The organism is Chromobacterium sp. Panama (genome assembly GCF_003052555.1).
Classification (GTDB): Bacteria; Pseudomonadota; Gammaproteobacteria; order Burkholderiales; family Chromobacteriaceae; genus Chromobacterium.
The window spans coordinates 1,057,643-1,069,410 of the sequence record NZ_QARX01000001.1 but is presented as its reverse complement, the minus strand read 5'-3'; the positions used below and the strand labels follow the sequence as shown (position 1 = coordinate 1,069,410).

Sequence of the window (11,768 nt, the reverse complement as noted above, 5' to 3'; positions counted from 1 at the left end):
CTTCGATTGTATCTGCCAGCCACGGATAGCGTCCAGACATGAAACGCAATTGGGGCGCCGACGGCGAAAGGAGCCCGCCCTCCGCCGTCCAATGCAAAAAGCCCCGCAAGATTGCGGGGCTTTTTGAACAGAGCGACTAATCGAGATTACTTCTTCTCAACCAGGGACTCTTTAACCGCGTCGATGGTCAGCTCAACGCGACGATCAGACTCGATGCATTCCTTGATAGCCAGGTTCTGCTTGGAACCTTTCTTCTGGTATTTCGGGAATTTGGCCTTGCACTCGGCGGTCATCTTGGCTTCAGCGGAGCCGCGACCTACGGAGGTCACTTTTTCAGCCGGAACGCCAGCAGCGATGAAGTAGCCTTTAACAGCGTCGGCGCGCTCTTGCGACAGACGGTTGTTGTAAGCGGCGGAACCCATGAAGTCGGTGTAGCCAGCAACTTCAACGGACTTCAGGTAGCCTTTGCCGGCGTTGGCTTTCAGCTTTTCAACCAGCGGGTCCAGTTCGTTCTTGGCGTCGGCGCGCAGCTTGGCCTTGTCGAAGTCGAACAGCACTTTAGCGGACAGGGTGACTTTTTCTTTTTCGGAAACCAGCACCGGCTTCGGAGCTTCGGCTACCGGCTTGGCAGCTTCACGGTCGCCACATTCAACCAGGCCGTCCTTGGCCTTGTCGAAGAAGTTGGTTCTCCAGCACTCGCCGTAGTTGTTGCGAGTCACGGATTCGGTGGACTGGTCAACGGCATAGCCAGGTTTAGCAGCAAAAGCGCTAGCGGAAACCAACAGAGCAGCAACCAGGGCGCTCAGTTTCAGCTGTTTAGTCATGTTATTCCCTCTTTAATCTATAAAATGGGTAGCAATGCGGGCTGACGCAAAGACCACACGAACAATTTTACTGCAAACAACAGGGTGATCTGCAAACTGTGTTTATGCAGTTAACCCGCACTATAGAAACGCTGCAATCCCATGTCAACTTGAGGCGCCACAGATTGCGAGCAATCCGTTGCAAAAAAACGTCAAAAAAAGCGTTTTTTTTCAGCCTCTGTCTCGCATAAGCCACACATTACACCGATGTGACGCGCCTACGAAACAGTGGCAGCGGGTTCAGCACGGTAGCCTGATAGTTTTCGCTAAAAGTATTGAAACCATCCAGCGAAGATTCCAGTGTCTTGCCGTCCTTGATGGCAAATGCATCAAAACCAACTTGCGCCATGGAATGCAGCAAGTCTTGCCAGACATCCCCGATCGCCCGCAGTTCCCCGCGATAGCCGTAACGCTCGCGCAGCAAGCGCGCATGGCTGTAGCCGCGCCCGTCGGTGAAGGCCGGAAAATCGACGGCGATCAGCTCCAGCTCTGGCAAATCGACCAGTAGCCGCGCCGGATCGTCCTCCGGTCCCAGCCAGACGCCCACCCGCGCCGCATGGCTGCGCCAGAACGCGCGTCGTTCCAGCCAATCGGACAGCGGCACGATCACATTGCCGCCCGCGGCGGTTTCCGGCAACTGGCCGTTTTCATCCTGGCGCAGCAGATTCCAATCGTCGGGCCGGACTTGTCCCTGTTTAATGATGTTTGGCATACACCCGCTCCTTGAAGGGTTCGATGCCGATGCGGCGCACGGTTTCGATGAAGCGCTCGCCCGGACCGCGTTGCTCCAGATAGACGCTCATGATGGTGGTGAAAGCCTTGGGCACGTCGGCCTGGGCGAACGAGGGCCCGATCACCTTGCCTATGCTGGTGGCGCTGCCCTGGCTGCCGCCCAGCGTGATCTGGTACCACTCTTCCCCGTTTTTATCCACGCCCAGAATGCCGATATTGCCGATGTGATGGTGGCCGCAGGCATTCATGCAACCGGAGAAATTGCAGTCGATGTCGCCGAGGTCGTAGAGATAGTCCATGTCCTCGAAGGTTTGCTGGATGGCCTCGGCCACCGGAATCGAGCGCGCGTTGGCCAGCGAGCAGAAGTCGCCGCCCGGACAGCAGATGATGTCGGTGAGCAGGCCGATATTGGGAGTGGCGAAGCCATGCTGGCGCGCCAGCTGCCACAAGGCGTGCAAATCCTTTTCCGGCACGTCCGGCAGCACCAGGTTCTGTTCATGGGCGACGCGCAGTTCGCCGAATCCGAAGCGCTCGGACAATTCCGCCGCCGCGTCCATCTGTTCCGCGCTGATGTCGCCGGGCGGCACGCCGGCGCGTTTCAGCGACAGCACGACCGAGCGATAACCCGGCCGCTTGTGAGCGCGGGTATTGCGCTCCGCCCACCGGGCGAAGCCCTTGTCTTCTTCCAGCCAGGTCCGCAGCTCGGGCGGATTGGCCGGCAGCGTCTGATACGGCGGATCGGTGAAAAAGCTGGCGTAGTGCGCGACGTCCTCGTCGCGCAGCGTGGCCGGGCCGCCCTTGATATGCAGCCATTCGTCCTCCACCTTGGCGGCGAAGCCCTCCACCGTCATCGCCTTGACCAGGATCTTGATGCGCGCCTTGTATTTGTTGTCGCGGCGGCCGAAGCGGTTATAGACCCGCAGCACCGCGTCCAGATAGGTCAGCAGATGCGGGGTGGGCAGAAAATCCTTGACCACGTCGCCGACGATGGGCGTGCGCCCCAGTCCGCCGCCCACCATCACGCGGAAACCGACTTCGCCGGCCTCGTTGCGCACCACGTGCAGGCCGATGTCGTGCACGCGCGTGGCCGCGCGGTCTTCCACGCTGCCGGACACCGCGATCTTGAATTTGCGCGGCAGGAAGGTGAACTCGGGGTGCAGCGTACTCCACTGACGGATGATCTCGCACCAGGGGCGCGGATCCAGCTGCTCGTCGCCAGCCACGCCGGCGAAGGCGTCCGTGGTGGTGTTGCGCACGCAGTTGCCGGAAGTCTGGATCGCGTGCATTTCCACCGTGGAAAGCTCTTCCAGGATATCCGGCACCCGCGCCAGCTCCGGCCAGTTGAACTGGATGTTCTGGCGGGTGGTGAAATGGCCGTAGCCCTTGTCGTAGCGGCGGGCGATGTCGGCCAGCTTGCGCAGCTGGCCGCTGCGCAGATGGCCGTAGGGAATGGCGACGCGCAACATGGGCGCGTGGCGCTGCACGTACAGGCCGTTCATCAGCCGCAGCGGGCGAAACTCGTCCTCGCTCAGTTCGCCGGCCAGATAGCGCCGGGTCTGATCTCGAAACTGAACCACGCGCTCGCGCACGATGCGGTGATCGACTTCATCATATTGATACATGGTGCTCTTTCAGGCGGCGCTATGCCGGGCGTTTCAACGGGCTGGCCTTGACGTGCAGGCCGCATTCCTTGGAATCGGGGTTTTCCCACCACCAGCGTCCGGCGCGGACGTCCTCGCCCACCGAAATGGCCCGGGTACAGGGCGCGCAGCCGATGGAGGGGTAATGGCGGTCGTGCAGGGCGTTGTAGGGCACTTCGTGCGCGCGCAGATAGTCCCAGACCTCGCCCTCGCTCCAGTCCAGCAGCGGACTGAACTTTTGCAGGCCGTTGTCGGCGTCGTATTCGCTGACCTGCAGATCCTGGCGCGTCGGCGACTGTTCGCGCCGCAGCCCGGTGATCCAGGCCGAACGCCCTGCCAGCGCGCGCCTTAGCGGCTCCAGCTTGCGCAGCTGGCAACAGGACTTGCGCGCGTCCACGCTGCGGTAAAAGCCGTTGATGCCGTGGAGGGCCACATACTGCTCCACCGCGGCGGACTGCGGAAAATACACGGCGACGGGGTGGCTGGGATAACGCTCTTCCACCCGCTGCATCAGGTCGTAGGTTTCCGCCGGCAGGCGGCCGGTGTCCAGGCTGAAGGCCGCGATGCCCAGGCCCAGGCGGGCGATCAGATCGGTCAGCACCATGTCCTCGGCGCCATAGCTGTTGGCCAGCACGGCGTCCGGATGCTCGGCCGCGATCGTCCTGAGGCAGGCGACGGTGGCGTCCAGTTTTGCTTCCAGGCTCATCAAAGGCTCCAGGCAGGAAATTTCATGACAATCCTACCCAAGCCGCTTATAAACCGAAAAGAATATTGTGTTAGTATTTAATTACTACAGGTTTTATAGAGGATGGCGTCGCATGAAGCTGCAACAACTGCGTTACTTGGTCGAGGTGGCCAAGCAAGGGCTGAACGTCTCGGAGGCCGCGGAAAAGCTGCACACCTCGCAACCGGGCATTTCCAAGCAAATCCGGCTGCTGGAGGACGAGCTGGGCATCCAGGTTTTCATCCGCAACGGCAAGCGGGTGGTCTCGGTGTCCGAGCCGGGCAAGGAGGTGCTGCGCATTTCCGAACGCATTCTGCGCGAAGCGCAGAATCTGAAACGGGTGGGCGACGAATTCTCCAAGGAGGCGGAAGGCGCGCTGACCATCGCCACCACGCACACTCAGGCGCGCTACGCGCTGCCGCCGGCCATCGCCGAGTTCGTTCGACGTTACCCCAAGGTGAGGCTGTCGATCAAGCAGGGCAGCCCCACCCAGATCTGCGAAATGGTGGTGTCCGGCGAAGCCGACCTCGCCATCGCCACCGAAGGCATCGCCTTGTATAAGGAATTGGCGATGCTGCCCTGCTATGAATGGAACCGCTCCATCGTGGTGCCGGAAGGGCACGAGCTGACCAAGCTGGATCGCCCGCTGACGCTGGCGGACATCGCACGCTACCCCATCGTCACCTACGACTTCGCCTTCGCCGGCCGCTCCAAGATCAACAAGGCCTTCGCCGATCAGGGCCTGGCGCCCAATGTGGTGCTGACCGCGATAGACACCGACGTGATCAAGACCTATGTCAGCCTGGGGCTGGGCATCGGCATCATCGCCAGCATGGCCTACGAGCCGGAGCGCGATATCAATCTGCAGCTGCTGGACGCCGGCCATCTGTTCGAGCCGTCCACCACCAAGATCGGCATCCGCAAGGACGCCTATCTGCGCGGCTTCGCCTACACCTTCATCGAACTGTTCGCGCCCCATCTGCACCGGCGCGAAGTCGAAGCCGCGCTGCTGGCGCGCGACCCGGACAGCGAGGATTGAGCCGCTTCCGGCCAGACAAAACAAAACGCCCCGATATCGGGGCGTTTTCGCGTACAGGGGCGCAGGATCAGAGCGTCAGGCCGCCTGTCACCTCGATGGCCGCGCCATTGATGTAGCTGGCCTCGTCGGACGCCAGGAAGGCGTAGACGTTGGCGATCTCGGTCGGGTCGGCCATGCGCCGCATCGGCACTTTGTCTTCCATCGCCTGGATCACTTTTTCCGGCATCGATTGCAGGATGGGAGTGGCGACAAAGCCCGGACACACCGCATTGGCGCGGATGCCCTTCTTGCCGAGCTCCTTGGCCCAGGTCTTGACGAAGCCGATGACGCCGAACTTGGACGCCGCGTAGTTGGTCTGGCCGAAGTTGCCATAGACGCCCACCACCGAGGACGCGTTCAGGATCACGCCGCCGCCCTGCTCCACCATGGTGTCGATCACCGCGCGGGCACAGTTGTAAACGCCTTTCAGATTGATGTCGATCACCTTGTCGAACTGGTCTTCGGTCATTTTCATCAACTGGGCGTCCATGACGATGCCGGCGTTGTTGACCAGCACGTCGATGCGGCCGCGGCGGTTTTTCAGGTCGGCGACCATGTCGGCGATCTGGCCCTTATTGGTCACGTCCACCTTATAGCCTATGGCTTCGCCGCCGGCCTGCTGCAACTCCTCGACCACCGCGTTGACCGCGTCCAGATTAAGGTCGCAAACGGCGACGACTGCGCCTTCTTTGACGAATTTCTCGGCGGTCGCCTTGCCGATGCCGCTGGCGGCCCCGGTGATGATGGAGACTTTACCTTTCAAGCGCATGGATTTTCCTTACTGACTTTGTAGATGACAGGCAATCCGCCCGGAGGCCGGACTTACAACTCCACCATCGACCACCTATGGCCAAACACCTGTTTTTATTGGTTATTTTCTAAAGCAAAAAAGAAAAGCGGGAGTTTGTGCGCTGCAGCCATTGCAGCGCACAAGACGCACTGCAATATAGCGCACTGACTCCCGCCGGTAAAGCAACTGCTCTACAGGTCAGTTACCGCGTGTAACCGACCAAGAGCCGAGGCTTACTCCAGGCCCTTACTGGCCAGATAGTCTTCGTAGTTGCCGGTGTAGTAGTCGTAACCGCCCTTGCCGTCCAGTTCCAGCACGTGCGTCGCCAGCGAGCTGACGAACTGACGATCGTGGGAAACGAAGACCAGGGTGCCCTTGTACTTCTCCAGCGCCATGTTCAGGGACTCGATCGATTCCATATCCATATGGTTGGTCGGTTCGTCCATGATCATCACATTGGGCTTTTGCAGAATCAGCTTGCCGTACAGCATGCGTCCCTTCTCGCCGCCGGACAGCACGCGCACCGGTTTGCCCACTTCGTCGCCGCCGAACAACAGACGGCCCAGCGTGCCGCGGATCACCTGCTCGTCGTCGCCTTCCTGGCCCCATTCGCGCATCCATTCGGTCAGCGTCATATCGCTGTCGAAATCGGCTTCATGGTCCTGGGCGAAATAGCCGACCTGGGCTTTTTCTGCCCATTTGATCGAACCGCGGTCGGCGCTCAGGCCTTCGGCGAACGGCGCGTTGAAGGCGCCGGCCAGCAGCTTGACCAGCGAGGTCTTGCCCGCGCCGTTGGGGCCGATGACGGCCAGACGGGCGCCGGCTTCCAGGATCAGGCTCAGATCCTTGAACAGCACCTTGGCGTCGTAAGCCTTGTTCAGGTGATCCACCTCCACCGCCTGACGGTGAAGCTTGAACTTGTCGTCCATTTCAAAACGGATGAACGGGTTCTGACGGCTGGACGGCTTCACTTCCACCATCTCGGACTTCAGCTTGTCCACCTGCTTCAGTCGGCTGGTCGCCTGACGCGCCTTGGATTTGTTGGCGGAGAAGCGGGCCACGAACTCCTGCAGTTCCTGGATGCGTTCCTTGGCCTTGCTGTTGGACGACAGCTGACGCTCTCTTGCCTGAGCCGACGCGATCATATAGTCGTCGTAGTTGCCCGGGTAGATGCGGATGGTGTTGTAGTCCAAGTCCGCCATATGGGTGCACACCGAGTTCAGGAAGTGACGGTCGTGCGAAATGATGATCATGGTGGCGTTGCGCTCGTTGAGCACGTGCTCCAGCCAGCGGATGGTGTTGATGTCCAGGTTGTTGGTCGGTTCGTCCAGCAACAGGATGTCCGGATTGGAGAACAGGGCTTGCGCCAGCAAGACGCGCAGCTTCCAGCCCGGCGCCACTTCGCTCATCGGGCCGGCGTGCTGTTCCACCGGAATGCCCACGCCCATCAGCAGCTCGCCCGCGCGCGCCTCGGCGGTGTAGCCGTCGTATTCGGCGAACTTGGCTTCCAGTTCGGCCGCGTGCATATAGTCGTCTTCGCTGGCCTCCGGGTTGGCGTAGATGGCGTCGCGTTCGCTCATCGCAGCCCACATCTCGGTGTGGCCCATCATCACCACGTCGATGACGCGCTGATCTTCATAGGCGAACTGATCCTGACGCAGCTTACCCAGGCGCAGACCGTTCTCGATGGCCACCTCGCCGCTGGTCTGCTCCAGGTCGCCACCCAGAATCTTCATAAAAGTGGATTTGCCGGAACCGTTGGCGCCGATCAGGCCGTAACGGTTGCCTTCGCCAAATTTGACGGAAACCTTTTCGAACAAAGGTTTGACGCCAAACTGCATGGTAATGTTGCTTGTGGTAATCACGCTTAGGGATCCTTCAGCCAAATAGCCGTAAGTATCGGAAAAACGTGGGATTCTAGCACAGTGCCGACGTTTTCCCGAGCCGTCCGTCACGGAAACGCCGCCTACCTTTTGCCAGCATCTGGAATTCCGCTACAATCGTAAGCCTTGTTTTCTATTCCCTGAGATAGGCTGAACTATGCTTACCGGCAGCTTGGTCGCCCTGGTCACCCCGATGTCCGCAGACGGCTCGGTGGACTACGAGGCACTGCGACGACTCGTCGATTTCCATATTGAGAATGGCACCGACGGCATTGTCGCGGTTGGCACCACGGGCGAATCCGCCACATTGAACGTGACCGAGCATATCGCCGTGGTCAAGGCGGTTGTCGAATACGCTGAAGGCCGCGTCAAAGTCGTCGCCGGCGCCGGCGGCAACTCCACGGCCGAAGCGATCGAGCTGAGCCACCTGTCCCAGGAGGTTGGCGCCGATTACGTGCTGTCCGTCGTGCCTTATTACAACAAGCCCACTCAGGAAGGTCTGTACCAGCATTTCAAAGCGATCGCCGACGCCAGCAAGCTGCCGGTCATTCTTTATAATGTGCCCGGCCGCACCGTTGCCGACATGAGCAACGACACCGCGCTGCGCCTGGCCGCCCACCCCAACATCGTCGGCCTGAAAGACGCCACCGGCGACATCGGCCGCGCCTGCGATCTGGTCATGCGCGTTCCGGATGGCTTCACCCTTTATTCCGGCGATGACGCCACCGGCATGGCCTTCATGCTGTGCGGCGGCCACGGCGTGATCTCGGTCACCGCCAACATCGCCCCCAAATCCATGAGCGAGCTGTGCAAAGCCGCCACCAGCGGCAACGCCAAGCTGGCTCGCGAGATCAACGACAAGCTGCAAGGCCTGCACAAGCAGCTGTTTATCGAACCCAACCCGATTCCGGCCAAGTGGGCGCTGACGCGGATGAACCGGATTCCCTCCGGCATCCGCCTGCCGCTGACTCCGCTCTCCCCCGACGCGCAAGCGGCCGTGGAAGCGGCGATGAAACAAGCCGACGTCCTTTAACCCTTCCCCTGCCGAAACGATGGGAGACCGCATGAAACGAACCGCGCCCGCCGCGATTCTGCTGGCAACTGGCATTATCGCCGGTTGCAGCTCGCAACAGCCGCTGACCAAAAAGCTGGACTACCAGTCCGACAAGCCCAAAACCGTCAACACTCTGGAAGTGCCGCCGGATCTGACCGCGCCGCAAGTCCAGAACAAATACACCATCCCAGGCGCCGCCAGCGCCGCCGCCCAGGGCGCCAAGACCGACGCGCCGGCGCAACAGCCGGCGGCCGGCAGCTCGGTCGCGCTGAACCAGCTGGACAACGTCAAGATGGAACGCGCCGGCACCCAGCGCTGGCTGGTTGTATCCGGCAAGAGCCCGGAACAGCTGTGGCCCGCGCTGAAAGCCTTCTGGCAGGACAACGGCTTCGTGATCAAGAGCGAAGACCCGGCTGTGGGCGTGATGGAAACGGACTGGGCGGAAAACCGCGCCAAACTGCCCAACGACGGCCTGCGCAAGCTGCTGGAAACCGTCGGCCTCGGCAGCGTCTACTCCACCGGCGAGCGCGACAAGTTCCGCATTCGTCTGGAAAAGACCGCCAACGGCACGGAAGTTTACTTCTCCCACCGCGGCATGGAAGAAGTCTATGCCGACACCACCAAGACCAATACCATCTGGCAGCCGCGCGCCACCGACCCGGGCCTGGAAGCCGAGTTGCTGGGCCGCTTCATGATGAATCTGGGCATGGCGGAAGATAAAGCCCGCGAACAGGTCAAGCAGACGCTGAGCGCGCCGGCCAAGCCGCAAACCCCCATCGTAGACGGCCAGTTGCTGCTCAGCGACGAGTTCGACCGCGCATGGCGCCGCGTCGGCCTGGCGCTGGACCGCGTCGGCCTGGTGGTCAGCGACCGCGACCGTTCCCAGGGCGTTTACTTCGTCAAACCGGCCAAGAGCGAAACCGACAAGAACGAGTCCGGCGGTTTCTGGTCCGGCCTCGCCTTCTGGAAGAGCGACGACGGCAAATCCGCCAAACCCACGGAGCAGGAATACCGCGTGCAGATCAAGGAAACCGCGCCCGGCTCCAGCACGGTGTCCATCCAGGACAAACAAGGCAAGCCGCTGTCGGACGCCTTCAGCAAGGCCGCGCTGTCCAAGCTGCAAACCGAGCTGCAATAAAACGCGAAATCAACGCGTCCCAAAAGATAAAGCCCGCTATCGCGGGCTTTTCTTTGCGCCTTGTTTTCCCAATGGCCGGTCAATGAATCCGGCCATCCGTTATCAGGCGAAATGTAACGCTTTGTAGCGAACAGACAATTGTGTTGTTTTCATGTTGCAACACCCCTTGTTCCATTTGCTACAGATACAAAAAAACCGGCCATAGCCGGTTTTTTTGTCGCAGGCCAAGAATTACTTGGCAGCGGAAGCCTCAGCAGCCGGAGCGGAAGCAGCAGCCGGAGCGGAAGCTTCAGCAGCCGGAGCGGATGCCGGAGCGGCAGCCGGAGCGGATGCTTCAACAGCAGGAGCGGAAGCTTCAGCCGGAGCTTCAGCTTTCTTACCGCAAGCGGACAGGGCTACAGCCAGCAGGGCAGCAACGAGGAGCGACTGTTTCATTTTTTCATTACCTTTGAGGATAAGTTGAACAAGACGTCAGTTATCGCACGGTCTTCGAAATAAGCCGGGCGACTGAAAATCCATCAGTGCGCAAATTGTATCACGAAAAAAAAGGCTGTATAGGGGGCAAAATTCCAAAAAAACACCTTTGCCCATAATCCTCTTCCGCAAAGCAGCATAGCCACAAAAACGGGCGTTTACCCCTGTCGTTGAGGCCAGAATTTGTCGATATCACTTGCGCATCCGAACAATTTCTGTGGTTATTTTGCTACATTCGTCGCCAAATGCCAATAGCCTGCCAGGTATCCCTCGTACAAACATTCCTGCATGCCAGGCCCAAGCGCCGCGCCGGCAATGCTCCTGGCATTGGCGAAGGCGCGCCAAGCGGCGAAATCCTCTTCCGCGGCCTCCAGTTTCTCGCCGTTGCAATAGAAACTATCGCCACAGAACAGGATCTGGCTCTTGCGGTCCAGTTCCAGTCCGCGCAATGTCGCTTCGCTCTCGAATTCGGCCTCATCCAACTCCTCTTCCGGCGCGTCGTAAAATACATGCGCCTTGGGTTCGGTCAGATAGTGGCCCAGGAAGTCCCCCACCGCGGCCTTGTCCCAACGGATCTGCTCCAGCAGACGGCTGACCTGCTCCACCATCTCGTCGCCGATCCGCGCCGGGTCCTGCTGCAGCTTGAGCCCGGGATCGGCGTACACGCCTTCCGCGCAGATGCGGTCCTGCAGATGCACCAGGAATTGCGTCGCCAGTTCCTGCGCCGGCGGCGCGCGGAAGCCGATCGAATAAGTCATGCCCGGGTCCAGCGCCACGCCGTGATGCGCGCACTTGGGCGGCAGATAGAGCATGTCGCCGTGCTCCAGCACGAACTCCTGCTCGCAACGGAAGTCCTTCAGCACCCGGATCGGCGCGTCTTCGATAAAGTCGTCGTCGTGCTGGGTGGAGATCTGCCAGCGCTTGCGCCCGCCCACTTGCAAGAGGAACACGTCGTAGGCGTCGAAATGCGGCCCCACGGTGCCGCCCGGCGGCGCGTAGCTGATCATCAGATCGTCCAGCCGCGCGTAGGGAATGAAGTTGAAGCGCCACAGCAGCTCGTCGATATGCGGCAGATGCTGGTTAACGCCCTGCACCAGCAAGGTCCAGTCCGTCTCCGGCAGCCGGCGGAAACGCGCCGGGCGGAACGGACCGCGCTCCAGGCTCCAGCGGCCGTTGCGGCATTCAATCAGACGCGACTCCGCGTCTTCGCGGGTCGCCAGTTGCGACAGCACCGAAAAATCCGCCAGCGGCCCCACCTCGGTCAGGGCGCCGCGGATCAGCAAAGGCTTCTTATGCCAGTACTCGGCGAGGAACTGTTCGGGCGACATCCCGCCCAGCAAAGTTGTTGTGTTCATGGCAGTTTCACGGGCTGAAACGCCCGGCAATGGTTTA

General features: G+C 60.6%; 10 protein-coding genes. 3 read left to right on the top strand and 7 right to left on the bottom strand.

The features are described from left to right. Positions 1 to 146: 146 nt before the first annotated feature. From DB032_RS05105 to DB032_RS05090, 4 genes are all read right to left on the bottom strand, one after another. The gene (locus DB032_RS05105) at positions 147 to 824 is read right to left on the bottom strand and encodes an OmpA family protein (RefSeq protein WP_107798519.1); all 678 of its coding nucleotides are present in this window, start codon (positions 822 to 824) and stop codon (positions 147 to 149) included. Positions 825 to 1,062: 238 nt separating this feature from the next. After that, the gene (locus tag DB032_RS05100) at positions 1,063 to 1,575 is read right to left on the bottom strand and encodes a DUF934 domain-containing protein (protein ID WP_107798518.1); all 513 of its coding nucleotides are present in this window, start codon (positions 1,573 to 1,575) and stop codon (positions 1,063 to 1,065) included. Further along, positions 1,559 to 3,217, bottom strand: a complete 1,659-nt coding sequence (locus DB032_RS05095) for a nitrite/sulfite reductase (protein WP_107798517.1) — start codon at positions 3,215 to 3,217, stop codon at positions 1,559 to 1,561. Before DB032_RS05095 ends, DB032_RS05100 begins: the two co-directional genes overlap by 17 nt. A 19-nt stretch (positions 3,218 to 3,236) precedes the next feature. Further along, entirely contained in the window at positions 3,237 to 3,941 is a 705-nt protein-coding gene (locus tag DB032_RS05090; RefSeq protein ID WP_107798516.1) for a phosphoadenylyl-sulfate reductase, read from the bottom strand. A gap of 112 nt (positions 3,942 to 4,053) precedes the next feature. Between DB032_RS05090 and cysB the strand changes: the two genes are divergently transcribed. Beyond that, positions 4,054 to 4,998: an HTH-type transcriptional regulator CysB gene (gene cysB, locus DB032_RS05085; RefSeq protein WP_107798515.1), complete on the top strand. Its 945-nt coding sequence runs from the start codon at positions 4,054 to 4,056 to the stop codon at positions 4,996 to 4,998. A 67-nt stretch (positions 4,999 to 5,065) separates the two neighbouring features. Here cysB and fabG read toward each other — a convergent pair whose 3' ends face one another. Beyond that, positions 5,066 to 5,806, bottom strand: coding sequence for a 3-oxoacyl-ACP reductase FabG (gene fabG, locus DB032_RS05080; protein ID WP_043638508.1), 741 nt, complete (start codon positions 5,804 to 5,806; stop codon positions 5,066 to 5,068). 254 nt (positions 5,807 to 6,060) lie between these two features. Further along, positions 6,061 to 7,692, bottom strand: a complete 1,632-nt coding sequence (locus tag DB032_RS05075) for an ABC-F family ATPase (RefSeq protein ID WP_107798514.1) — start codon at positions 7,690 to 7,692, stop codon at positions 6,061 to 6,063. Between the two features lie 175 nt (positions 7,693 to 7,867). Here DB032_RS05075 and dapA point away from each other — a divergent pair, with 175 nt between their 5' ends. Next, complete coding sequence (dapA, locus tag DB032_RS05070; RefSeq protein WP_107798513.1) at positions 7,868 to 8,743, top strand: 4-hydroxy-tetrahydrodipicolinate synthase; 876 nt, start codon at positions 7,868 to 7,870, stop codon at positions 8,741 to 8,743. Positions 8,744 to 8,774: 31 nt separating this feature from the next. Next, positions 8,775 to 9,902, top strand: coding sequence for an outer membrane protein assembly factor BamC (bamC, locus tag DB032_RS05065; RefSeq protein WP_107798512.1), 1,128 nt, complete (start codon positions 8,775 to 8,777; stop codon positions 9,900 to 9,902). Positions 9,903 to 10,597: 695 nt separating this feature from the next. Here the strand turns inward: bamC and DB032_RS05055 are convergent. Continuing rightward, positions 10,598 to 11,731 (bottom strand): cupin domain-containing protein, encoded by a 1,134-nt coding sequence (locus DB032_RS05055; RefSeq protein WP_107798511.1) that lies wholly within the window; start codon positions 11,729 to 11,731, stop codon positions 10,598 to 10,600. Positions 11,732 to 11,768: the final 37 nt, after the last annotated feature.